This is a genomic window from Pseudobutyrivibrio ruminis CF1b (genome assembly GCF_000424005.1).
Lineage (GTDB): Bacteria > Bacillota > Clostridia > Lachnospirales > Lachnospiraceae > Pseudobutyrivibrio > Pseudobutyrivibrio ruminis_C.
In genome coordinates, this window is record NZ_AUJB01000013.1 from 100328 (window position 1) to 124141 (window position 23814).

21 protein-coding genes and 1 tRNA gene are annotated in these 23814 nt (G+C 40.8%); 17 read left to right on the forward strand and 5 right to left on the reverse strand.

The genetic code is table 11. The features are described from left to right. Positions 1–7 precede the first annotated feature (7 nt). The 7 genes from G592_RS0112185 to G592_RS0112215 all read left to right on the forward strand — a co-directional run bounded on the left by G592_RS0112185 (position 8) and on the right by G592_RS0112215 (position 7556). Positions 8–2056 carry an aminopeptidase gene (locus G592_RS0112185; protein WP_028248058.1) on the forward strand — a complete coding sequence of 683 codons (2049 nt, stop codon included), beginning with the start codon at positions 8–10 and terminating at the stop codon, positions 2054–2056. A gap of 24 nt (positions 2057–2080) precedes the next feature. Continuing rightward, positions 2081–2584, forward strand: coding sequence for a 5-(carboxyamino)imidazole ribonucleotide mutase (gene purE / locus G592_RS0112190; RefSeq protein ID WP_028248059.1), 504 nt, complete (start codon positions 2081–2083; stop codon positions 2582–2584). Positions 2585–2758: 174 nt separating this feature from the next. Then, positions 2759–3784, forward strand: a complete 1026-nt coding sequence (gene purM / locus G592_RS0112195; RefSeq protein WP_028248060.1) for a phosphoribosylformylglycinamidine cyclo-ligase — start codon at positions 2759–2761, stop codon at positions 3782–3784. After that, on the forward strand, positions 3784–4410 hold the full coding sequence (gene purN, locus G592_RS0112200) for a phosphoribosylglycinamide formyltransferase (RefSeq protein ID WP_028248061.1): 627 nt from the start codon (positions 3784–3786) through the stop codon (positions 4408–4410). The genes purM and purN overlap by 1 nt, the downstream gene beginning before the upstream one ends. Before the next feature lie 2 nt (positions 4411–4412). Beyond that, a complete protein-coding gene (gene purD, locus G592_RS0112205) occupies positions 4413–5681 on the forward strand; it encodes a phosphoribosylamine--glycine ligase (RefSeq protein WP_028248062.1) in 1269 nt (422 codons plus the stop codon). Positions 5682–5781: 100 nt separating this feature from the next. Then, a tRNA-Leu gene (locus tag G592_RS0112210) sits at positions 5782–5862 on the forward strand. Positions 5863–5969: 107 nt separating this feature from the next. Beyond that, complete coding sequence (locus G592_RS0112215) at positions 5970–7556, forward strand: RICIN domain-containing protein (RefSeq protein WP_036952869.1); 1587 nt, start codon at positions 5970–5972, stop codon at positions 7554–7556. Positions 7557–7918: 362 nt separating this feature from the next. On the opposite strand, the gene G592_RS0112225 is transcribed toward G592_RS0112215, so the two are convergent. The 4 genes from G592_RS0112225 to G592_RS0112240 form a co-directional block, all read right to left on the reverse strand. Continuing rightward, positions 7919–8893 carry a glycoside hydrolase family 43 protein gene (locus G592_RS0112225; protein ID WP_028248064.1) on the reverse strand — a complete coding sequence of 325 codons (975 nt, stop codon included), beginning with the start codon at positions 8891–8893 and terminating at the stop codon, positions 7919–7921. A 40-nt stretch (positions 8894–8933) separates the two neighbouring features. After that, positions 8934–9761, reverse strand: coding sequence for a carbohydrate ABC transporter permease (locus G592_RS0112230; RefSeq protein ID WP_028248065.1), 828 nt, complete (start codon positions 9759–9761; stop codon positions 8934–8936). Positions 9762–9773: 12 nt separating this feature from the next. Then, positions 9774–10658: a carbohydrate ABC transporter permease gene (locus G592_RS0112235; RefSeq protein ID WP_028248066.1), complete on the reverse strand. Its 885-nt coding sequence runs from the start codon at positions 10656–10658 to the stop codon at positions 9774–9776. A gap of 110 nt (positions 10659–10768) precedes the next feature. Then, positions 10769–12070 carry an ABC transporter substrate-binding protein gene (locus G592_RS0112240; RefSeq protein ID WP_028248067.1) on the reverse strand — a complete coding sequence of 434 codons (1302 nt, stop codon included), beginning with the start codon at positions 12068–12070 and terminating at the stop codon, positions 10769–10771. Between the two features lie 357 nt (positions 12071–12427). On the opposite strand from G592_RS0112240, the gene G592_RS0112245 reads away from it, so the two are divergent. From G592_RS0112245 to G592_RS0112290, 10 genes are all read left to right on the forward strand, one after another. Beyond that, positions 12428–13300, forward strand: a complete 873-nt coding sequence (locus G592_RS0112245) for a helix-turn-helix domain-containing protein (protein WP_028248068.1) — start codon at positions 12428–12430, stop codon at positions 13298–13300. Positions 13301–13409: 109 nt separating this feature from the next. Next, entirely contained in the window at positions 13410–13760 is a 351-nt protein-coding gene (locus G592_RS0112250; protein WP_028248069.1) for a GntR family transcriptional regulator, read from the forward strand. A gap of 17 nt (positions 13761–13777) precedes the next feature. Continuing rightward, positions 13778–14488, forward strand: coding sequence for an ABC transporter ATP-binding protein (locus G592_RS0112255; protein ID WP_028248070.1), 711 nt, complete (start codon positions 13778–13780; stop codon positions 14486–14488). Then, complete coding sequence (locus tag G592_RS0112260; RefSeq protein ID WP_028248071.1) at positions 14488–15231, forward strand: hypothetical protein; 744 nt, start codon at positions 14488–14490, stop codon at positions 15229–15231. Before G592_RS0112255 ends, G592_RS0112260 begins: the two co-directional genes overlap by 1 nt. Before the next feature lie 27 nt (positions 15232–15258). Beyond that, positions 15259–16644: an efflux RND transporter periplasmic adaptor subunit gene (locus G592_RS0112265; protein WP_028248072.1), complete on the forward strand. Its 1386-nt coding sequence runs from the start codon at positions 15259–15261 to the stop codon at positions 16642–16644. Between the two features lie 9 nt (positions 16645–16653). Beyond that, positions 16654–17382, forward strand: coding sequence for an ABC transporter ATP-binding protein (locus G592_RS0112270; RefSeq protein ID WP_028248073.1), 729 nt, complete (start codon positions 16654–16656; stop codon positions 17380–17382). Then, positions 17382–18680 carry an ABC transporter permease gene (locus G592_RS0112275; RefSeq protein WP_028248074.1) on the forward strand — a complete coding sequence of 433 codons (1299 nt, stop codon included), beginning with the start codon at positions 17382–17384 and terminating at the stop codon, positions 18678–18680. Before G592_RS0112270 ends, G592_RS0112275 begins: the two co-directional genes overlap by 1 nt. Before the next feature lie 198 nt (positions 18681–18878). Then, positions 18879–19973: an FIST N-terminal domain-containing protein gene (locus G592_RS0112280; protein ID WP_028248075.1), complete on the forward strand. Its 1095-nt coding sequence runs from the start codon at positions 18879–18881 to the stop codon at positions 19971–19973. A gap of 12 nt (positions 19974–19985) precedes the next feature. Continuing rightward, positions 19986–20948 (forward strand): methyl-accepting chemotaxis protein, encoded by a 963-nt coding sequence (locus G592_RS0112285; protein WP_028248076.1) that lies wholly within the window; start codon positions 19986–19988, stop codon positions 20946–20948. Positions 20949–21056: 108 nt separating this feature from the next. Next, on the forward strand, positions 21057–22736 hold the full coding sequence (locus tag G592_RS0112290; protein ID WP_028248077.1) for a M3 family oligoendopeptidase: 1680 nt from the start codon (positions 21057–21059) through the stop codon (positions 22734–22736). Here the strand turns inward: G592_RS0112290 and fliB are convergent. Further along, the gene (fliB, locus tag G592_RS16495; protein WP_051194909.1) at positions 22719–23759 is read right to left on the reverse strand and encodes a flagellin lysine-N-methylase; all 1041 of its coding nucleotides are present in this window, start codon (positions 23757–23759) and stop codon (positions 22719–22721) included. The two genes, G592_RS0112290 and fliB, sit on opposite strands and share 18 nt — an antisense overlap. Positions 23760–23814: the final 55 nt, after the last annotated feature.

A 23814-nucleotide genomic window follows, 5' to 3' on the forward strand; every position in this document is an offset into this window, starting at 1 on the left:
ATTAATAATGAGCAGTACTTTTTACAAAGAGACAGATGATATTATCGAGCGCTACGAGCTTGCTTCAGAGCGCATCTCTACAATAAAAGAAGATAAGGAGCTTCCAGAGGAGCTTCAGAGATTTTTCAATCAGGTGGCTGAGTATATCATGACAGTTGTTCCTGTTATGGATAAGGCTATCGCTGGAAAGCTTCAGGAGAGAAGCATCGAGGAGTGCCAGAAGGATGCAGATGCTATTTTTGCCATCTACAAGAAGGGCACATATGAGAACAGCTTCCTTTGCCCTACATATGCGGTAGAGCATCTTGGACAGGAAATTGGTGGCCCACTTTCAGGCATTTTCTATTTACTTACAGATATGATTCGTGCAGCCTTTGCTGGCAGATTAGATATTTTCACAATCTACATGGAGCTTTTCCTTCAGGTGTACGGTGTATGCCAGGTAGAATCTGAGGACAAGTTCCGCAGAGAAGATATTTTAAGCGCATGGTCATCATTCCAGCACGATTACTGCAATATTTTCACAGCAGAGCCACTCATCACAATGATTGACCCTGACTATGATTTCTATACAGATATTATCGTAAATGCGGATTTATCAGATGACAGATATATGTACCGTTATGGTATGTATGTTGGTGACAACGAGAGAAAGATTGCAGCTCACTTACGCAGTCTTCCTCACGAGGATGTTGTTGCTATGGCGCGTACATACGTAGAGGGTTACATCAAGGGCTTCGAGGTATGTGGTAAGGACATTACAAAGAAGGAGACAGTATGTGTAGAGTCTCCAGTTGGATTTGAGCTTATGGCTCGTGAGGCCATCCGTCTTTTCAACGAGGCAGGTCTTGCAGCTACAGTTCGCTTTGGTGGCACACGCGGCCGATTCCTTTACTCAACAGTACCAAACAAGCAGTGCGAGTATGATCACAAGGATGACAAGGCATACGTTTGGGACAAGGGTCTTGCAGACAGAATGCTCGAGGTAGAGAAGAATACTTTCGAGAAGTGTAAGGAACTTGCAGGGGCTCACGGTGGTCCAGCTGTTATCGAGACATTTGGTGAGGTTCCATTTGAGCCAGCCAACTTCCCAGCAAATGCAAAATACACAGACAAGCAGAACGAGCTTAATGTTTACTTTGCAAGCCAGTGGGGTCAGATTATGAATCAGTACATCCACGGCGAGGAGCGCAGCTTCACAATCATCGCTTACCCAATCCCAGAGATTGGCAAGGATTTCAACGAGATTTTCAACGAGACAGTTGCTATCAATACAATGGATTACGAGCTCTACAAGAACATTCAGCAGCACATTATCGATGTTCTTGATAAGGGTGACAGAGTTCATGTTACAGGTCGTGGGGACAACCATACAGATATCACTGTAAAGCTTCATCACCTTGATAATCCTGAGAAGCAGACTAACTTCGAGAACTGCGTAGCAGACGTAAATATCCCTGTTGGTGAGGTATTCACATCACCTGAGCTTGAGGGCACAAACGGTGTGCTTCACGTTACACAGGTATACTTAAATGAGCTTTGCTATCGCAATCTTGAAATGAAGTTCGAGGAAGGTAAGATTGTTTCTTACACTTGCAGAAACTTCGATTCAGAAGAAGAAAATAAAAAATATATTTTTGATAACGTACTTTTCAAGCATGAGACACTTCCTATCGGCGAGTTTGCTATTGGTACTAACACAAGAGCATTCGTTATGGGTCAGAAGTTTGGCATCGCAGACAAGCTTCCAATTCTCATTGCAGAAAAGACTGGTCCTCACTTTGCAGTGGGTGACACATGCTATTCACATTCAGAGGATGTACCTATGTACAATCCAGACGGCAAGGAGTGCATCGCACGTGATAACTCAGTATCACTCCTTCGTAAAACAGATTTCTCTAAGGCATACTTTAATTGCCACACAGATATAACAATTCCTTATTACGAGCTTGGTGACATCACCGTAATTACAGCGGAAGGTGAAGAGTTACCAATCATCGTGGAGGGACGTTTCGTAGTTCCAGGCACCGAAGAGCTCAATAAGGTATTTGATTAATTAATTTTTATGGAGGATAGTGTTATGGCAAAAGTTAGTGTAGTTATGGGTAGCGACAGCGACATGCCTGTTATGGCTAAGGCTGTGGAGGTACTTGAGAAGTTCGGAGTGGATTATGAGATCCGCATCATCTCAGCTCATCGCGAACCAGACATCTTTGTTGATTATGCAAAGACTGCAAAGGACCGTGGTGTCCAGATTATTATTGCAGGAGCAGGAAAGGCAGCACATCTTCCAGGTATGTGTGCCGCTGTTTTTGAGGGACCAGTTATCGGAATCCCTATGAAGACAAGCGACCTTGGTGGAGTGGATTCTCTCTACTCTATCGTTCAGATGCCTACAGGTGTACCTGTGGCTACAGTTGCAATCAATGGAGGCGCTAACGCAGGCATTCTCGCAGTTAAGATGCTTGCAATGACTGACGCTACCCTTGCAGGCAAACTCCACGATTTCATCGTGGACCAGAAGGAACAGGTGGAGTCTAAGGATTCGCGTCTTCAGAGCGAAGGTTATAAGGCGTTTATATAACGTAAATAGAAGAAACTCTTGCAGAAATACAAGGGTTTCTTTTTATTTAATATTTAAATGAGCATGTAGCTAACAAGCTCTAATATTTCTTTAGCGAATCGTGTTAGATGAGCGGAGAAATATTATGGCTTGTGAGCGTAACATGCGGAATAAAGGATATAAAAGGAGAGAAACATGGATTACAAGAGTTCAGGAGTAGATATTGAGGCAGGATATGAGTCAGTGGAGCTCATGAAGAAATTTGTTAAGGGCACTATGAGACCTGAGGTTTTAGGTGGTCTTGGCGGCTTCTCAGGCGCATTTGATCTTAGCGCTATTAAAAACATGGATGAGCCAGTACTTTTATCTGGTACAGATGGTTGTGGCACAAAGGTTAAGCTTGCGTTCCTTATGGATAAGCATGATACAATCGGTATTGATGCAGTTGCAATGTGCGTTAACGACGTTGCATGTGCAGGTGGCGAGCCACTTTTCTTCCTTGATTACATTGCCTGCGGCAAGAACATTCCAGAGAAGATTGCAACAATTGTAAGCGGTGTTGCTGAGGGATGTAAGCAGTCTGGCTGCGCCCTTGTTGGTGGTGAGACAGCAGAGCATCCAGGTCTTATGCCTGAGGAAGAGTATGATCTTGCAGGTTTTGCAGTTGGTATCGTAGATAAGAAGGACATCATCACAGGTCAGGACCTTAAGGATGGAGATGTTCTTATCGGTATGGCATCAACTGGTGTTCATTCAAATGGTTTCTCTCTTGTTCGTAAGATTTTCGATATGACAAAGGAAAGTCTTGATACATATTATGATGAGCTCGGCACAACTCTTGGTGAGGCGCTCATTGCACCAACACGTATTTACGTTAAGGCTCTTAAGGCAGTAAAGGATGCAGGTGTTCGTGTAAAGGCTTGCTCACATATTACAGGTGGCGGTTTCTATGAGAATATTCCACGTATGCTTCCAGAGGGCAAGCGTGCTGTTGTAGAGAAGGATTCTTATGAGGTTCCTGCAATCTTCAAGCTTATGGCTAAAAAGGGTAACGTATCTGAGCAGATGATGTACAACACATACAACATGGGTCTTGGTATGATTGTTGCTGTTGATCCAGCTGACGTTGATAAGACAATGGAAGCTATGCGTTCTGCAGGAGATACACCTTACGTAGTAGGTAAGATTGTTGACGGAGAAAAGGGAGTAGATTTAGTCTAATGAGAATAGCTGTATGCGTGTCTGGAGGCGGTACAAACCTTCAGGCTATTATAGATAAGATTGAATCAGGTGAGATTCACAATACTGAAATCGCTGTTGTCATTTCAAACAACAAAAACGCATATGCGTTAGAGCGAGCTGCAAAGGCTGGAATTGAAGGCGTTTGCGTTTGTCCTAAGGATTTTGCTAGCCGCCAGGAGTTCAACAAAGCATTCCTAGAGAAGCTTGATTCTTACAATGTTGATTTGGTTGTATTGGCAGGATTCCTTGTTGTTATTCCACCAGAGATGATTCGTAAATACGAATATAAAATTATTAACATACATCCATCACTTATACCTAGCTTCTGTGGCACAGGCTATTATGGCCTGAAGGTTCATGAAGGCGCTTTGGCTCGTGGTGTAAAGGTTACTGGAGCCACATGTCACTTTGTGGATGAAGGCACAGATACAGGTCCTATCATCTTACAAAAGGCTGTAGAGGTCCTTGAAGGAGACACACCAGAGGTTCTTCAGCGTCGTGTCATGGAACAGGCTGAGTGGGTAATAATGCCTCGAGCTATCGACCTAATCGCAAGAGGATGTGTGAGCGTAGTTGATGGGAAGGTTCAAATAAAAGGAGAATAAGTATGAAGGTTTTAATCGTTGGTAGTGGCGGTAGAGAGCATGCCATTGTTCTTGCAGTATCACGTAGCCCACAGGTAGATAAGATTTACTGCGCACCAGGAAATGCAGGTATTGCAGAGCTTGCAGAGTGCGTAGATATTAAGGCTATGGAGTTTGATAAGCTTGTAGCTTTTGCAAAGGAAAAGGAAATCGACCTTACTGTAATCGGTATGGACGACCCACTTGTAGGTGGTGTTGTAGATAAGTTTGAGGAGGCAGGCCTTCGTTGCTTCGGTCCTAGAAAGAATGCAGCTATTATCGAGGGCTCAAAGGCATTCTCTAAGGACCTAATGAAGAAGTACAATATACCAACAGCAGGTTATGAGAATTTCACAGATCCAGAGGCGGCTTTAAAATATCTTGAGACAGCAAAGTATCCAATCGTTCTCAAGGCTGACGGTCTTGCGCTTGGCAAGGGCGTTCTTATTTGCGAAACTCACGAGGATGCTGTTGCAGGTGTTGCTGAAATTATGCAGGATAAGAAGTTTGGCGATGCAGGTAACACTATGGTTATCGAGGAATTTATGACAGGCCGTGAGGTTTCTGTACTCTCATTTGTAGACGGAAATACAGTAAAGATTATGTCATCTGCGCAGGATCATAAGCGCGCAGGTGATGGAGATACAGGTCTTAACACTGGTGGCATGGGCAACTTCTCACCATCCCCATTCTTTACAAAGGAAATTGAAGAATACTGCCAGAAGAATATCTTCCAGGCTACTGTAGATGCTATGAAGGCAGAGGGCAGACCATTCAAGGGAGTTATCTTCTTCGGACTTATGCTTACAGAGGATGGCCCAAAGGTGCTTGAGTATAATGCTCGCTTTGGTGATCCAGAGGCACAGGTAGTTCTTCCAAGACTTCAGAACGATATCATCGATGTATTTAATGCTTGTATCGATGGCACACTTGATCAGGTGGACCTCCAGTTCTCTGATGAAGCTTGCGTATGTGTAGTTCTTGCATCAGATGGTTATCCAGTTGCATACAAGAAGGGATTCCCAATCACTGGCTTTGAGAAGTTCAATAACAAGGATTACTATTGCTTCCATGCTGGAACAGCTAAGAATGACAAGGGAGAGATCGTCACAAATGGTGGCAGAGTACTTGGAATAACAGCTCTTGGAAAAGACCTTGTAGAGGCTCGTGCAAAGGCATACGAGGCTACTGAGTGGATTGATTTTGAGAACAAATATATGAGACACGATATCGCAAATGCGATATTAAAATAAGAGGATTTTTCCTTGCAATCATCGGCTGATTTATGATATATTATCTAGGTCGATGAGCCGACATCGAGGTCGTAGATTTTATATCAAGACCTTGATTCATGCGGATGTGGCGGAATTGGCAGACGCGCTAGATTTAGGTTCTAGTGTCCCCGACGTGCAGGTTCAAGTCCTGTCATCCGCATTAAGCGCCAGATAAAAATCTGGCGCATTTTTTTGTTTATAATTACTATTACTACGGGAACCGTTATATTGTATAATGGTTTCCGTATTTTTATAAGGAGATATGTTATGTTAGGAAAAATGTTAAAAAAGAAGATAGCAGTTGCCCTTACATGTGCAATGGTTGTCAGCTTGTTGCCTTCTGTTCCAGTTTCTGCAGCAAGCACATTAATTCCAAATGGCTGGTATTACATTAAAAATGTAAGTAGTCAGAAATACGTTGAGGTTGCTGGGGAAAAAGATTCAAACGGAGCTAATGTTCAGCAGTATCAGGGCGTTGGAAATCAGGGACAGAAATGGTATGTTTCAAATGTAGGAAATAACTACATCACTATTAAGAGCGGGCTTAATGGTGGAAGAATGATGGATGTTGCAAACGGTGCAAAGACTAGCGGCACTAATGTACAGATCTATCAGGCTAATGGCGCTGATGCGCAGATTTTCAAGGTGAAGCACAGAGGTAATAAGGAATATTCTATTACTGCTAAATGTTCAGGAAACAAGATGGCTCTTACTGTTAGCGGCACATCAAATGGTGGAAATGTTTACCTTTCATCATCTAATGGTGCAGGTGCTCAGTTATTCAAGTTCGAAAGCATTGGTTCTTCTAATGAGAATCCTTCAAAGGGAGAGGATAAGAACAAGAACAAGGATAAGGACAAAGACAAGGGCAATGGTTCAGGTAACCAGGGCGGTAACAATAATGGTGGAAACAACTCAGGTTCTCAGGAGCCAGTTGTATCTGGAAATTCAATCGAGGTTAAGAATGGTGGCACCACACTTTCAGCTGCTATTAGCAAGGCAAAGTCAGGTACTACAATCGTAATCAACGGTACAGTTAAGTCAGGTGCTGTCAAGGTTCCTTCAGGTGTTCATATTACTGGAAAGAACAATGCTGTAATTGATTTTTCATCTACATCAGGAAGTAATGGAAGAGGTCTTACATTCGAAGGTAATGGTAGTAAGGTTTCTTACATCACTGTAAAGAACGCTTCTGATAACGGTTTATATATCACAGGTTCTAACAACACATTTACAAGTGTAGAGGCTTGCTACAATCAGGATGCAGGCTTCCAGGTTTGCAATGGTGGTGCATACAACAAGTTCATCAAGTGTCACTCACATCACAATGCAGATGCAAAGGGTGAAAATGCAGATGGATTCGCTAACAAGCTTCACTCAGGTGAAGGCAACTACTATGAAGAGTGTATCGCAGATTACAACAGTGATGACGGCTGGGACTGCTACGCAGCTCACGGCGCTGTTACACTTGTAAACTGTCAGGCCAATTACAATGGATACTGCAACGGTATCTATGGCGATGGTAACGGCTTTAAGATGGGTGGAGTAGACAACAAGACTCCAGGTCAGAAGGCACACCTTGATCCTTTAAAGCATACACTTACAGGATGCTCTGCGAAGGGCAATCTTGCATCAGGTTTCGACAGAAACAATCAGAGCGGTGTTGTTACAATGAAGAATTGCACAGCTGATTCTAATAAGAAGAACAACTACAATTGGCCTGCATCTGGAAAGCCATCAGCACTTGGTTACCAGGTAACTTTTGGCAAAGCACAGATTATCGATTGCAAGTCAATCAACGGAAAGAACAATATTAGTGGTGCAGTACTTTCAGGAAAGTGCAGCGGATTCTAATTAAACAGAATAGCTATTTTAGAGGCCTGGTGGCATTTGCTGCCGGGCTATTTTTGTGTACATATTTATACCCACCTAGGTGATGCATAATTTAGACAGTTGATAAACGTAGTGTTCGCCAAAGGAGGTAGAATTATGAAAGGATATGTTGTTGGTGAGGGATATATGGGTCTTGTAGATGGTTCTTACGAGTTATTTGCTACTGAGGAAGAGTACTATGAGTATGTGGCAGCCTAAGTTTGATATACAAAGGCTTCAGAGGAATATGATTGGGGAGAGCCTGTTGGTAGAGAGATATGATAAATGCAATTATTGAAATAATATAATAATTAAGAGCACAGCCACAGCTGTGCTCTTTCATTTTACTTATACTCTGGAGTAATAGTCTGGATGCTTCCATCCTCGTTGTACTTTAACTCGCAGTACTTTACATTTCTTCTGTGGTTGATACCCTTTGAAATCTCACAGTCATGATAGAAGAGATATGACTTGCCGTGGTACTCTACGATAGAGTGGTGTGTTGTCCATCCAAGTACTGGCTCTAAGATTCTGCCCTGATATGTAAATGGGCCATATGGGTTATCTGCTACCGCATATACGATATAGTGTGTTGTTCCTGTTGAGTAAGAGAAGTAGTACTTTCCATTATGCTTGTGCATCCATGGATCTTCAAAATATCTTCTGTCTTCATCTCCAGCAAGAAGCTCGTTGCCGTTCTCATCAAGGATTACTACATCTGAAGGAGCCTTTGCAAATTCGCTCATGTCATCCTTCATAGGAGCTACCTTAGGCCATACAGCGTGCTCATTCTTTGGAGGCTCTGTACCGTTAGGATCAAACTTTCCTGTGCGGTATTTCTCGAGCTGACCGCCCCAGAGACCACCGAAGTAAATATAAACCTGTCCGTCATCATCGATGAAAGAGCAAGGGTCAATACTAAAGCTTCCTGGAATGCATTCTGGTCTTGGCTCAAATGGGCCTGCTGGATTTTTACTTTCTGCAATACCGAGTCTGAAGTTTCCTTCTTTGTCTCTGGCTGGGAAAATTAAGTGATAAACCTCATCTTTTAATACACAGTCTGGAGCCCACATCTGGCTGCTTACCCAAGGAACATCATCCTGATGTAAAACCATACCGTGGTCGGTGACTTCATCACTGTCTTCGCTCATTGAGAAAACATGATAATCCTCCATTTGATATTCGTCACCATTGTCGTTGTCTTCCCCGTTATGTGGAATGTCATGTGAAGGATAGATAAAAATCTTATCCTCATACACATGTGCTGATGGATCAGCCGTGAAAAGTTCAGTAATCAGGGGTTTGTTTTGTGTTTTCATTATACTCTCTTTTTTCTCCTAAATTTTTTTCACTTAGTTTTTAGCCCTTAACCGCACCAGCAGTTAAACCATCTACAATCTGATTTGAGAATGCGCAATATACAACGATTGTTGGTATGATTGCGATGATGATGGCTGCAAACATCTGTGAATAGTTTGTATTGTAAGGTCCAACGAATTTTGAAAGAGAAACAGGAAGTGTTTTCTTCATATCGTCAGATATAAATACCATTGCAAGTAAGAGTTCGTTCCAGTTTCCTACGAATGTCATAAGACCTGTAACGAAAAGTCCGGTCTTTCCAAGTGGAAGACATACCTTAAAGAAAATCTGGTAAATTGATGCGCCGTCGATGCAGGCACTCTCAATAAGCTCGTTTGGCATTCCCTCAAAGAAACCAACCATGATAAATATGGTTATTGGAAGAGAGAATGTTAAATAAGGAAGAATCAAACCTGTTAGGCTGTTTGATAATCCAACCTTTGCAAAACGTGTGAAAAGTGGAATCAAAACGCAGTGTACAGGAATCATCATTCCAGTAAGGAAATAAACAAGTGCTAAATGTGAAAACTTCCAGCGTAAGCGGGCAATGCCGAATGCTGCCATAGAACCGATTATCATACTGAGAATTAATGTTACAACGCAGACGATAAATGAATTAAGTGTTGCGATACCAAGCTTACCTGCTGTCCAAGCAAAGGTGAAGTTTTCCATTGTAGGATTTTGTGGTAATGCAAATGGAGCAGTGAAAATCTCCTTATTTGTCTTGAAGGCAACATTAAATGTCCAAAGAAGTGGAGCCAAGTAAAGCACTGCCATGATTACCAAAAAGATGTATATAATAACTTTCCAAACTGATAAATTTTTCATTTCTAAAACCTCCTACATCTCATATGGCTCGGTCTTTACAACCTTATTTATGAACAGTGTTACAGCCAAACAAAGCACAAGGAGTAACACACCGATTGCGCTGGCATATCCGTACTTGAAGTACTTAAAGCCCTGCTGATAAAGGTGAGTTGCAAGAACTTCAGTCTTGTGGTTTGGACCACCTTCTGTCATGTTGAAAATCATGTCGAAGAATTTCAATGAACCGATTGCGTTAAGTGACATTGCGGTTGCAACCATAGGGCGGACGAGCGGGAGAGTGATATAACGGAAGCTCTTAGCCTTGCTGCAACCATCAATGTAACTTGCCTCATATAATGATTTGCTGATTCCGGAAATCTGAGCCATGTAAAGCATCATTGATTGTCCTACGTACTGCCATAAAGCAACGAATGCGATTACCCACATTGGAAGGATGATGAAACCTTTTGTATCCATAAGCCAAAGTGGACCTTCCATACCAAGCTTTTGAAGAAGCTGGTTGATACCAAGCTTAGGGCTGAAAATAAACATCCATAACAGACCTAAAGCAGCTGATGAAAGAACACATGGTAAATAGATAATATTTTTGAAAAGGTTTCTTCCTTTATCTATATTTGTAAGAAGGGCTGCTAAGAACAGACCCATAATTAGCTGAGTTATACATGAATAAACCAAAAAGAACACAGAATTCTTTAAGGCAATTTTCAATGTTTTATCGCCAAGTAATCCCTGATAATTTTTTAATCCAACCCATTTTGCTGGTGTCAAAGCGTTGTAATCACAAAATGAGTAATACACAGATTGGCAGATTGGAATAAATAATATAAAAGTAAATAGAATTAATGCTGGCGCCATGAAAATTATGATGGCTTTTTTGTTTCTAAGTAATTTATCCATAACTTATTTTCCTTAATTTTTATTAAATAGACCCTAAAAAAGTTTAAAAGAATAGGGGCGCAGGGAAGTTGCGCCCCAATATACAATAAAGGTATTGAAGAAAAAGAATGTTATCGGCAGTTTGCCTGGTAGAACTCTTCCATGTCGGTAGCAGCCTCAGCAGGTGTCATATCACCAAGGAATACTGATACCATTGTGTCATCGAAGTGTGAGCCTGTCTCTGTTGTAGGCATTGACTCATTGTAGAATCCGAATGTACCCTTTGCGTTCTCAAAGATATCCATTACGTAAGCAAGCTGAGCAGGTGCTGCTGAAGCATCATATTCAACCTTTGTTACAGGAATCTTTCCACCAACTTCTGCTGTGTACTTCTGAGCTGTGTCATCTGTGAAGTACTTCATGAATGCAGCGCAAGCCTCAGGAGACTTTGTTGATGAGCTCATGCAAAGTGAATCAGACTTAGCGATAAGTCTCTGTACACCTGGGAACTGGAATACACCACACTTAGACTCAAACTCTGGGTTCTCGCCGTTAATCTGACCGATTGCCCAAGAACCCTGGATAAGGATAGCAGCTTCTTCGTTGTAGAAGTTTGCTGTAGCAACGTCGTTTGTGTCACCAGCTGCTGTAGGCTGGAAGTACTTAGAAAGGTCAAGAAGCTTTGTTGCAGCTGCCTCAAGCTTTCCATCCTCCCAAGAAGCAGAACCATCTGCAAGCTTAGAAAGGTCAACGCCCTCAGCTTCGCAAAGGTAACCAGCTACCATTGAAAGGCACCATGCTGTACCAGCTGAAATTGTGATTGGTGTAAATCCTGCTGACTGAAGCTTTTCGCAAGCGCCAAGCATTTCATCCCAGTTTGTAGGAACTTCTACACCAGCTTTTTCGAACATCTCTGTGTTATAGAAGCAGCAAGCTGCAGCTGTGTTAAGAGGTACAGCGTAGATCTTGCCGTCATATGTCTGCTGTGTGAATACTGCATCACTTGTGAATGTATCTTTCCAACCATCAGCAAGATAGTCATCAAGTGGAGCAGCGATACCAGGTGCTACATAATCGGTAAGCTGTGGGCCTGGGCTGACAATAAATACGTCAGGTGTTTCCCCAGCAGCTACTAACGCATTTAACTTGTCATAGTACTCTTCGAGGTTTGTTGTAACAACGTTAACGTGGTACTTGCCCTCATAATCTTTGTTGAATCTTTCAACGTTCTCCTTGTATCCAAGAGAGATAAGATCCTGTGTGGCATCCAAATCATCCCAGAACATCCAGGTGATTTCCTGAACACCATCTGCTGAACCGTCTGAACCTGAGCTTGAAGCTGAATCAGACGATCCGCCTGATGCACCGCAACCTGTAAATACAGAAGCGATCATCATTGCTGACATTAAAGTCGCAAGTAATTTCTTTTTCATTACGTCTCCTCCTTTTTCTTGACAAATGATAAGCCCCCTATTTGCTATTGTGTTACATTTGTCTGTTAACTGTTTTGGTAACTTAAATTTAACACACAATTTGAACACAATCTTTAAAAATGTTGTTGATTAATTATCAAAAATTGCTCAAGTAAAGTTAATTATTGCTGAAAAATTGTGCAAAATCACTAAAAGAACTGTGGCGAAAATGATAAAATGAACAAATTCCTTAATTTTGGGGAGCAATTATTTGAAAAAACTTGATTTTAGGGCAAATAAGAGCAAAAATTGTAACGGAAATTAGTTATCAATTATTGCCTTTTGAAAAAAGGTGGTTTTTTAAGGGAGAAGAATTTTATGATAGAAAGCTTAGACGGCATCTTTGAGACCGTGAATTACAAGCAGAGTACGGGATTAAAGCTCTATGACAACACACAATATGAGGATTATCCTATGCACTGGCATCCAGCTATCGAAATAATAATGCCAGTTGAAAATGGATATAAGATGGTTTTCTCAAATGCGGAGGTTGAACTTCGCGAGGGAGATATCTGCATAGTCTGTCCAGGTTGCGTTCATTCTATTATTGCACCGCCTACAGGTCGTCGTATTATTTTCCAGCCTAACACCACCACACTTAGATTTATGAAAGAAGTGGAAATTTTATTTTCCATTATGTCTCCTTATTGTGTCATCACACCGGAAGAGTATCCTGAGATTCATGGAACAGTTAAGGAGATGCTTATTAATATCCGTGAGGAATACATGGAGAATAATCCTTTCTCAGAGGTGAATATATATAGTCAGCTTCTGAAGATGTTAGTATTAATAGGAACAAACTATTCTAATAATAATGTAAATACAGATTACAATCCTATTGTAAAAGAAGAGTATGCTCCAAAGTTTATGGAGATCTGTGATTACATCAATGCACACTGTTCAGAGGATCTTAAATTAGATGACATAGCCGACATGAGCGGATTTAGTAAGTTCTATTTTGAGAGGCTGTTCAAGCAATTCACAGGCACTAGCTTCTATAAATATGTAAATCAAAAAAGAATAGCAAAGGCGCAGGAGCTTTTGGTTGAACCAGGTGTATCAGTAACTGATGTGGCCCTCAACTGTGGATTCACATCAATCTCATCCTTCATCCGTATGTTCAAGATACAAAAAGGATGCACACCTACCGAATTTAAGAGTATGTATTGGGCTGATACAAAAAAGGCTTGATAAAAAAATTCCCTTCGGGGAATTTTTTTTTAATCTCTGGTGTTGACATCCATATGATACTAGTGTACTATCTACATAGTACAGAGGTACAACACGGAGGAGTATACATATGCAATATGATTCAAAAACGCCTATATATATGCAGGTTATCGATGCGATAAAGCTGGATATTATAAATGAGCGAATCAAAACAGGTGAAAAACTTCCTTCTAGTAGAGATCTTGCAGTGCAGTACACAATCAATCCTAATACTGCAGCCAGGGTGTATCAGGAACTTGAACGAGAAGGGGTTTGCTACACCAAAAGAGGAATGGGCACATTCGTGACCGAGGATGAATCTAAGATAAAAGAATGTCGTCATGAAATGGCTCATGGTTGCCTGGAAGAGTTTCTTAAATGTATTTCAGAACTTGGTATTTCAAAGGACGAGGCAATCGAAATGATTAAAACTACTAAATAACGGAGGAAGGAATAAAAATGTTAGAGAGCTTTGAGGTTACAAAGAAATTTCTTGGCAAGACAGCAGTAGATGGAGTTTCCATTAAGCTTGAGCCGGGACATATTTATGCAATGCTTGGCCCAAACGGAAGCGGTAAGACAACATGGATGAAGATGGCAGCAGGCCTTATTAAGCCAACATCTGGTGTAATCAAATATAAGGATGAGCCAGTAGGGGTTAGAAGCAGAAGAGAAATCGCATACATGTCTACAGAACCATATTTCTATGACTGGATGACAGTTGGCGATGTTGGAAAATATTATCAGGATTTCTTCGATGATTTTTCGATGGAAGCTTTTGAGGAAATGCTTCAGGAGATGGATCTTGAAAAGAAACTTAAGTGTAAGGAACTTTCATCTGGTATGCTTGCCAAATTAAAGGTGGCAGTTACCATGGCAAGAGACGCAAAGGTATACATGCTTGATGAGCCACTTAATGGAATTGATCTTCTTGCAAGAGATGAAGTTTTAAATGCAATCATCAGACATGCCGGTGAGGACAAGGTACTTTTAGTATCAAGTCATCTTGTAGAGGAGCTTGAGTCAGTTGTTGATTATGCAATCTTCATTAACAAATCTCATCTGGCAGGTGTTTATGAAGTAGAAGAGTTAAGACAGAACCAGTGCATTTCATTAGCTGATAAGTATAGAGAAGTGTATGGCGCTGCTGAAATGGGAGGTGCTTGTTAATGGGAGCATTAATTAAATACGAGTTTAGAAAATCATGGAAGATGAAGGGCCTGGTCCTTTGCTTCACAGCATTTTTCGAGTTGTTATTTCTTTTTGGGGCATGGAAACTAAGCGATGATTTGCTTGCAGCATCCATTACAGGATTGGTGCTGACAACAATTTGTGGCTTGTTCCTAATCGGAGTATATGGAATTCATGTGCTTAGCAAAGATATTAATACAAAGCAAAGCTACATGTTATTTATGACACCTAATAACAGTTACAAGATTCTCGGAGCAAAAGTAATTGAGAACTGCGGCTCAGTACTTATCTCTGGTATATTTTTCACAGTCCTTGCAATCCTCGACATCATGCTTCTAACAATTAGATACGAAGATTTCAAAGGGGTTATGGAACTTTTAAGTGTGGTTGTTACAGGTGATGTTGCTACATTAAATTACCAGACATTTGGAATGGCTTGTTTTGACGGTGTTATGTCATGGGTATATCTTATCTGTCTTGGATTTTTGGCAGTTGTACTTTGTGCCACAGTATTAAAAGGAAACAAATTTAACGGATTACTAAGCTTCGTGGCATTTCTTGTGATTTCAGTTGTTGTAAACAACATTCACGATGCAATATATGGCGACTTATACATTTATTCAATGTCTAGACTCGTTTCAAATATAGGCTTTTACGCATTGCTTACATTGGTATTCTATTTGATCACAGCTTGGATCATGGATAATAAATTGTCAGTTTAAGACTAGTTATGGAGGATGATATTTTTTATGGAAACAGTTAAGAAGTTTTTTGGGAAAATCGGCCACTTCCTAAGGAAGCATGTTAAGTTAGTTATTGTTATTGCTATTATTTTAGGAATAGTTGGCTATGCACGTTACAACATGGCTAAGGCACAGAAGCTCATGGAAGAAGAGGCTAATAAGCCAGTTACAGCTGAAGTAGATCAGATGGACCTTACAAAGTCTGTAAGTGTTACAGGAACACTTACCGCTACAGACACTGCAAAGGTTACATCTACAATCGGTGGAACTATGACCGGTATCAAGGTAAAGAAGATCAACTATGAAGTTGGCGATTATGTAGAGGCTGGTTCAGTTGTAGTTGAGTTTGACGGTGATGACTTTGACAGAAAGATTGCCGAGCTTAATGCTCAGTACAATATTGAAAACAAGCAGGGAGTTCAGGATATAGATGATCTCCAGAAGACCATTACTGACACTCAGAAGAAGATTGAAGAAAGAAAAGAATGGCTTGAAAAGTACAAGGTATATTATGACGATGTAAAGGGTGCTTTTGATAACGGCCAGAAGGATCCATACTCAGGTGAAACAGAGCGATACGAAGAGCAGAATCAGATTATCAAGGCTCGCTATGGTTTCACAATGGAAGAGTATGAAATGAAGCGTGATGAGTTAGAGGATTGGGAAGATGCCATTGATCAGGCTCAGACAAAGATTGAGCTTGCTCAGCTTAAGCAGGCATTCAGCCAGAACTACACTCAGGTAGATGCAAAAGAAGATGTATATGAGAGCAAGGATGCTACTCATGTTGAGGCTCCTATTTCAGGATACATCATCACAATGAATGTTACTGAAGGAAACAACTATGCTCAGGGTAATACCGTATTTACGATAGCAGATACAAGCGAGTTCGTAGTAGAAGCTACAGTTAATGAGTACAACATTGCAAACATTGAGACAGGTCTTCCTGCAAAGGTTAAGTTTGAGGCTACAGATGATGAATCATTTGACGGCGAAGTAACTTTCGTTTCACTTGCATCAGAGGATGTAATCGGAACAAATCAGCAGGCTACAGGCGGCAATGTTGCATCATACAAAGTTAAGATTAAGATGGACAAAACTGACAAGAGAATGCGTGTTGGTATGACTGCAAAGGCCAGCGTAATTATCGACTCAGCTAAGAATGCTCTTTGTGTTCCATACGATTGTGTTCAGAAGAAGGATGATGGTACATTATTTGTAAACGTTATCGAGGATGATGGTAACAAGAAAGAAATCAAGGTTACAAAGGGACTTGAGAGCGATTACTATGTAGAAGTTAAGGGTGAAGGTCTTAAGAAGGGCATGACTGTAGAAGCAGTTGTAGCTGATGGACCAAGTACAGATATTATGGATTACATGTATTTCGATTAGGAGGTTATTATGGCAGAAAATACTATGCTTGACCTTCGCAATATCCATAAGAGTTTCTTTATTGGGACCCCCAACGAATTTGAGGTACTTCACGGACTGAATTTTACAGTCAACAAGGGCGAGTTTGTTTCCATCGTTGGTCAGTCTGGTTCAGGTAAATCTACACTGATGAATATCATCGGTGCTTTGGACAGACCCACAGCTGGTGAATACTCTCTTGATGGAATAGATATTGAGAAGGCTAAGGATCACGAGCTTTCAGCACTTAGAAATAAAAAGATTGGATTCGTATTCCAGACATACAATCTTATTGCCAGAACAACAGCACTTAAAAACGTTGAGCTTCCTATGATGTATGCCGGTATGGGCAGACAGGAGAGAATGGAGCGCGCAAAGATGCTTCTGGAGCAGGTGGAGATGACAGACAGAATGATGCATAAGCCTGATGAGCTTTCAGGTGGACAGAAGCAGCGTGTTGCTATTGCAAGAGCCATGGCAAATGACCCAGCAATCATTTTGGCCGATGAGCCTACAGGTGCTCTTGATTCTGCTACTGGACGATTGATTATGGATATTTTCCATAAGCTTCACGAGGAGCAGGGCAAGACAATTGTTCTTATCACTCACTCACCTGAACTTTCACGTGAGACACAGCGAATCATCACTCTCAAGGATGGCAGCATCGTTGGAGAGTCTGCAGGAAGCTGGACTGGATTAAACGCAAAGGAGGGCGAATAATGTTATTTACAGAGAACGTCCTCGTGGCATTATCGGGACTTAAAGCAAATATAATGCGTTCCCTGCTTACAATGCTTGGAATTATTATCGGTATCGCATCCGTAATTGCGATAATGACAGTTGGTAACTCTATTACCCTTATTGTCAACTCAACCATGCAGGGTCTTGGTGCAAATAATATTCAGGTAGCTATCATGCAGAAGTCTACTGAAGATTCAGAAGAGTCAGGTGTGAATTATGGTGGCGGCTATGTTAGAGATTTGACTGACGAGGACCTTATCACAAAGGAAATGCTCAAGTCTCTTACAGACGAGTTTAAGGATGATATCAAGTATGTCATGCTTACAGAACAGGTAGGAGATTATTATTCTACAAGCAAGGTCAGCCGCAACGGTAAGGATGCCAAGGTTCAGATTGTAGGCTATAACAGGGACTACATGGAATTTAATGATAAGGAAGTACTTGGCGGACGAAGCTTTATCACAACTGATTATAAAGAAGGCAAGTCAGTCTGTATGGTTTCAGACAAGCTGGTTGAACGTCTTTATAAAGGCGATAACGATGCAGTTATCGGTACAGAGATTGAGGTTGTCAGCAGTGATGGTACCTTCAATGACTTTTATGTAGTTGGTGTATATAAATATGTGGCAGATTCAATATCATTTGGTGAGTCTGATAACCCTAAGACAGAGGTACTAGTTCCTCTTAATACTGCCAGAAAAATTAATCACACAGCAAACAAGGGCTTCGAGTATTTTATGCTTGTTACATCTGTGAACACAGATAATGTCACCTTTGTAACAAAAGTTAGAGATTTCTTTAATGTAAATTTCTATTCGAGAAATGATGCCTTTGAGGTTGCTGCAGTAAGTATGGATTCCATGATGGATTCATTAAATACTATGATTAGCATGATTAAGCTTGCTCTTTCAGTAATCGCCGGAATTTCCCTGGTAGTAGGTGGTATCGGTGTTATGAACATCATGTTGGTATCTATCACAGAGCGAACAAAGGAAATCGGTACTAGAAAGGCCCTTGGTGCTACAAATTCATCTATTCGACTACAGTTCATCACTGAGTCAGTGGTTATCTGTGTAATTGGTGGTATCATTGGAATCTTCCTTGGAGTAGGCCTTGGTATGCTGGCTGTTAAACTTATGGGTTACGATGCAGTGGTTTCAGTTTCAAGTGTTGTCATTGCAGTTGGATTCTCTATGGCTATTGGTATCTTCTTCGGATACTATCCAGCAAATAAGGCAGCTAAGCTCAACCCAATTGACGCTTTGCGTTACGAATAGCAAGTTATTTTCAAAGCTTGACTTTGAAAATAGCTTGCCACAGCAGGCCCATTGCTGAAAGCAATTTGCATGGGCCTAGCTTTCCCGCTGTATTGACTTTTTGTTAAATATTATTGAATATAATGTGAAAAAATAAGGACTAGCCCCTTTCTGTGCTACAATCCCATTAGTGGGATAGTATACAGAAAGGGGTTTTTTATGCAAATTTCTATAGGTACGTCAATGAAGACAGATGTAGGGGCTGCTGTGGCTGAAGTCTGCGCTAAAGCTGGCAATCCTAAATTTTTAGTATTATTATCGTCGTTTGATCAGTTTGAGGAAGCGTCGAAATTAATTAATAGCAAATATCCAGGAGTTCCTATTATCGGCACAGGAACAATTTCATATTTTGATACTACCGCATCAGATAAGAGAATGATTTTAATGGCATTTGGAAGTGATGTTGATGTAGAAGTTGGTGTTATACGCAATCTTTCTACGGCTCCAATGCTTGATATTCCTGAGTTGGAGGAGAAGATTTCCAAGATAAATGCTGGAGACAGCAATACTATCTGCCTGGAATTCTGTACCAATGATGAAGAGCGTTTGGTTACTTCACTAAACGTAGCTTTAGAGCGTGCGAGAATTCCAATTATTGGCGGTACAGTATTTGGATATTCTGAAAAGCAGATACCTCAGGTATTAGTAGATGGAGTATTATATGAGGATGCATGTTGCTATGCGCTTCTAAAAAATAAAGCAGGTAAGATTAGAACCTATTCTGAAAATATATATGGTCCTATGCCATGCGCAAAATCGCACATAGCAACTAAGGTAAATTTAGCAAACAAGGAGCTTATCACTTTAGACGGTCGCCCGGCAGCAGACGTTTATTGTGAAGATGCTGACGTTTCAAGAGCAGAGCTTGTTGATAATGTACTTACCAATCCGCTTGGTCGAATTGTTGGTGATCAGATATTCATTTCAAGTCCTTATGCTATTGGAAATAATGGCTCATTGATTAATTATAAAAAGATTAATGAGAATGATTCCATTCAGGTATTGGAGCTTAAGGATTACGAAGAGATTGGAAATGATACTCGCAATACGATTAGAAGCGAGAATAATAAGATTTCATTTATCTTCTCTATAAATTGTATTTATCGTCACTTGTTATATGCGAACAAAGGTTATCTTGAAACCTTCATTGGTGACATGGGTCGTGTAGGCACACATGTTGGAATCGTAGGTGGAGGTGAGCAGTATAAGAAACAGCATGTAAATCAGACTATGGTTTGCGCTGTGTTCGAATAACGGAGGTGCGATATGGGATTATTTGGAAAGAAGAAAATCGATGCCCAGCAGGCTCAGGACGCTGGTGATGTAAAAGAAAAAAAGATTGATTTAAAAGACCGCATGAAAGCTATCCGTGAGGTTGGCAGATATTCAATAGAGCAGAAGGAAAAGCTTCAAAGTGAAGAGGCAAATACTATTGCTGGTATTGAGACAATCAGAGATTCATTCTCTGTTGTAGAAGATAAGTATGGCAGTATTTCTGATTCTGTGAGCGGATTTAAAGAGCAGTTTAGAACAATCGAAGAAATAACAAATGCCTTTGATGACATTGTAAAAAAACTGGTTGTCACAGCTGATGATTCTCACAATGGTATGGAAAAGGTTGACCAGAGTACTGGTGCCGTTTCTGATACAATCGCAGAGGTTGAGGAAGTGTTTGCAGCATTCCAGAAGAGCTTTGATGATATCCGTGAGAAGGTAGAGCAGATTGGTGGTTTTGCTAAGCAGACAAATCTTCTTGCTCTTAACGCATCAATTGAGGCTGCCCGTGCTGGTGAAGCAGGACGAGGCTTCGCTGTCGTTGCCGACGAAGTTACAAATCTTTCTACTGAGATTCAGAGTGTCGTTACATCTGTATTCGATAGTATGAAGGAACTGGATGAAAACAATAACAGACTAGTTGAATCTGTAGGCCATACCAAGAAGGCCATCGAAGCTTCTCATGAGCGTGTTGTTGAGACTCAGGAAGTTGTTGGTCAGATTAAAACTGTAGCTGAAGAGGTTACAGAGCAGAGCGAGCAGATGGGCGAGGTATTTGAAAACTGCGAGACATCTATTAATTCTATCTCTGATAATATTGAAGATTCACGTAGTTACTTCGATCAGGTTTCAAACGATATTGAAGATATCAAGGTAAAGATTACCGAGAAGGGCTTTATGTTCGAGGATATGAACCATGTTCTTGAGCAGATTGCCCCATTAACTCATTTGTAAAGTATTCTCCTTGAAAGATGAAGGGGGCTATGCATTGTGCATAGTCCTTTTCTTATGCTAAAATATCAGCTAGCTAAAAATTTTTACACGAAGGAGAAGATGTTAATTATGGATTTTAAGTTTAAAGATTTACCATATGAGCGTCCTGATATCGACGCTTTTGAAAAGACAGTTGCTGAGCTTATAGAGCGTCAGCAGGCTGCAAAGTCTGGCGAAGAGCAGTTTGAGATTCATAAGGAATTTTACAAGCTTTCTAATGATTTTGAAACTGCATACAACATCGCTTATATCAGACATGATGCTGATAACACAGATGAATTCTATGAGAAGGAAAATGATTACTTTGATGAGGTAATGCCTAGAGTAAGCAATGCCACAATCAAGTACAACAATATTCTTGCAGCATCAGAGTACAAGGATTACCTTGAGACAAAGCTTGGTCCAGTATTTTTCAAGAATGCTGAACTTGATGCAAAGTCAGTTAACGATGCAGTTATTCCTCTTATGCAGGAGGAAAATGCTCTTGCATCACGTTATGACAAAATCATTGCTACTGCAAAGATTCAGTATGAAGGTGAGACTTACAACCTTTCACTTATGGCACCATTTACTACAAACAAGGATCGTGAGATTAGAAAGAAAGCTCAGAAGGCCGTTTCAGACTGGTTTATGAGCGTTACACCAGAGATTGATGAAATCTACGACAAGATGGTAAAGAACAGAACTGAGCAGGCAAAGCTTTTAGGTTTTGATTCTTATACAGAGGTTGCTTATTGCAGATGGCACAGAAATAGCTACGGTCCAAAGGACGTGGAGAACTTCAGAAAGCAGATTAAGGAATACTTTGTTCCTTTTGTTGGAAAGCTTGCTGAAAAACGTGCAGCAAGACTTGGTCTTGATAAGCTTCAGGCTACAGAGCTTGGCGTTTATTTCAACGAGGGCAATCCAAAGCCTACAGGCACACCTGAAGAGATTCTTAAGAGCGGTCAGGATATGTACTCAGAGCTTAGCCCAGAGACAAAGGAATTCATGGATTTCATGATGAAGCATGAATTATTTGATGTATTTGGTCGTAAGAACAAGGCTGCTGGTGGATACCAGACATACCTTCCAAACTATAAGGCACCATTTATCTATGCTAACTTCAATGGAACAAGCGGTGACGTTGATGTAATTACACATGAGTGTGGTCATGCTTTCCAGGCATATGTAGTTCGTGATGATGAAGTTACAGAGCACAATGCACTTGGTATGGAGACAGCAGAGATTCACTCTATGTCTATGGAGTACTTCACATATGGATGGATGAAGAATTTCTTTGGCGACAGATACGAGGATTACTTCGAGATGCATCTTGAGGATGCCAGCACATTCCTTCCTTATGGAACAATGGTTGATGAGTTCCAGCATATTGTTTACGATAATCCAGAGATGACTCCGGCAGAGCGTAAGGAGACATGGAAGAAGCTTGAGCAGCAGTACAGACCATACATCGATTTCTCAGAGAATGAGTTCTATAATCTTGGTGGTTTCTGGCAGAAGCAGCTTCACATCTTTGATGTGCCATTCTACTACATTGATTATGTACTTGCTTCAATCTGTGCTATGCAGTTTAAGGTATGGATGGATGAGGATTACAAAGAGGCATGGAATCACTACCTTCAGCTTTGCAAGCTTTCAGGCAGCGATTACTACACCAAGATGATTAAGTCTGTAGGCCTTAAGACACCATTCGAAGACGGTGTTGTAAAGGAAGTTGTAGATAAGTTCTCAGCTAAGATTTTCTAAATCGGCTTCAAAAAATTCAATTAACTGATTTACATTAAGGTCTGAGTGTTCCACTTCTCTCGAATAGAGATAAATAGTGGACCTCAGGTCTTTTTTGTTTGCTTCATAAATCATCATAAGCCAGCGCACACTTTGGGTGGCAATCATGGTTCTGGCGTAAATCTGCCCGTCGTAAACTGCACCACAGAAATATGTGAAAAGAAGTGACTGTAATACCTTCGAAAATACGAATTCTGTATCGGCTTTTGGATACATGGCAGCCTTCCATTCAGGGGAAGTGGCTGATTTGTTTTTCCAGAAATCTTTTGTGGCCTGAATAGTTTTAGTCCATGATTCTTCAAGAACTTCCATTTCCAATAATGTATCAAGACTCTTTAGGCAGTATTCAAAGTCAAAGGCCTGTTTGTCCTTGAATTCTACGTCATCCATTCCAAATATATCCCCTTCGTCAAAAAGATTCTGAAGTTCAAGAGAAGAATCCACAATATTGCTTATTCTATCCTGGAGAGGAGTGGCAGTGTCTGATGCGATTTTCATCAGTCTGTCTCTGGCATATTCCAACTTGTCAAACAAGAGTAAATCAAAATCTTCAAATTCTTCGGGATCATCTATGAGGTCATCCTCAGATTCCGTAAATGCGAATTTGTAATCAGGCTCCATAATCATACGGGTAACCTCAGGGCATGAAAGTGAAAGGGAGTATTCCCTGATATCCTGGAATTCTTCTGTATGTCTTGGATAGAGTCTGCAGGTGTCACAGAGATACTCTTCACCTAAAGTGGACTGCAGGTCGCAGAGACCATTGTCATTTAACATGCTGCAGCGGATTCCATTTTGAAGGAAGCAGCCTTCCTCATAATTGATGGAATTCTTTAATCGCTGCCCAAAGTCTCCTGCGGTTTTGCTGTACTTATCCACACTGTTTTCATCTATCATAATTTGCCAGCCAATGCAGCAGCTTTTAGGACATTTGTCGGCTATACACTTAAAGGCGTCGAAGCCTGCTTGTTTTCTATAAATCATATTTTTCTCCTTTATACTCAACCTATTATATACAATAAATTTGAAAAAACTTTAT

What these genes read in the sequence shown, in the direction of transcription:
- G592_RS0112275 (WP_028248074.1), top strand. Translation starts at nt 17,382, where the DNA reads ATGTTATTTACAGAGAACGTCCTCGTGGCATTATCGGGACTTAAAGCA.
- G592_RS0112245 (WP_028248068.1), top strand. Translation starts at nt 12,428, where the DNA reads ATGATAGAAAGCTTAGACGGCATCTTTGAGACCGTGAATTACAAGCAG.
- G592_RS0112255 (WP_028248070.1), top strand. Translation starts at nt 13,778, where the DNA reads ATGTTAGAGAGCTTTGAGGTTACAAAGAAATTTCTTGGCAAGACAGCA.
- G592_RS0112280 (WP_028248075.1), top strand. Translation starts at nt 18,879, where the DNA reads ATGCAAATTTCTATAGGTACGTCAATGAAGACAGATGTAGGGGCTGCT.
- purD (WP_028248062.1), top strand. Translation starts at nt 4,413, where the DNA reads ATGAAGGTTTTAATCGTTGGTAGTGGCGGTAGAGAGCATGCCATTGTT.
- G592_RS0112290 (WP_028248077.1), top strand. Translation starts at nt 21,057, where the DNA reads ATGGATTTTAAGTTTAAAGATTTACCATATGAGCGTCCTGATATCGAC.
- G592_RS0112265 (WP_028248072.1), top strand. Translation starts at nt 15,259, where the DNA reads ATGGAAACAGTTAAGAAGTTTTTTGGGAAAATCGGCCACTTCCTAAGG.
- G592_RS0112250 (WP_028248069.1), top strand. Translation starts at nt 13,410, where the DNA reads ATGCAATATGATTCAAAAACGCCTATATATATGCAGGTTATCGATGCG.
- G592_RS0112260 (WP_028248071.1), top strand. Translation starts at nt 14,488, where the DNA reads ATGGGAGCATTAATTAAATACGAGTTTAGAAAATCATGGAAGATGAAG.
- G592_RS0112215 (WP_036952869.1), top strand. Translation starts at nt 5,970, where the DNA reads ATGTTAGGAAAAATGTTAAAAAAGAAGATAGCAGTTGCCCTTACATGT.
- G592_RS0112230 (WP_028248065.1), bottom strand. Translation starts at nt 9,761, where the DNA reads ATGAAAAATTTATCAGTTTGGAAAGTTATTATATACATCTTTTTGGTA.
- G592_RS0112270 (WP_028248073.1), top strand. Translation starts at nt 16,654, where the DNA reads ATGGCAGAAAATACTATGCTTGACCTTCGCAATATCCATAAGAGTTTC.
- G592_RS0112235 (WP_028248066.1), bottom strand. Translation starts at nt 10,658, where the DNA reads ATGGATAAATTACTTAGAAACAAAAAAGCCATCATAATTTTCATGGCG.
- G592_RS0112240 (WP_028248067.1), bottom strand. Translation starts at nt 12,070, where the DNA reads ATGAAAAAGAAATTACTTGCGACTTTAATGTCAGCAATGATGATCGCT.
- purM (WP_028248060.1), top strand. Translation starts at nt 2,759, where the DNA reads ATGGATTACAAGAGTTCAGGAGTAGATATTGAGGCAGGATATGAGTCA.
- purE (WP_028248059.1), top strand. Translation starts at nt 2,081, where the DNA reads ATGGCAAAAGTTAGTGTAGTTATGGGTAGCGACAGCGACATGCCTGTT.
- fliB (WP_051194909.1), bottom strand. Translation starts at nt 23,759, where the DNA reads ATGATTTATAGAAAACAAGCAGGCTTCGACGCCTTTAAGTGTATAGCC.
- purN (WP_028248061.1), top strand. Translation starts at nt 3,784, where the DNA reads ATGAGAATAGCTGTATGCGTGTCTGGAGGCGGTACAAACCTTCAGGCT.
- G592_RS0112185 (WP_028248058.1), top strand. Translation starts at nt 8, where the DNA reads ATGAGCAGTACTTTTTACAAAGAGACAGATGATATTATCGAGCGCTAC.
- G592_RS0112285 (WP_028248076.1), top strand. Translation starts at nt 19,986, where the DNA reads ATGGGATTATTTGGAAAGAAGAAAATCGATGCCCAGCAGGCTCAGGAC.
- G592_RS0112225 (WP_028248064.1), bottom strand. Translation starts at nt 8,893, where the DNA reads ATGAAAACACAAAACAAACCCCTGATTACTGAACTTTTCACGGCTGAT.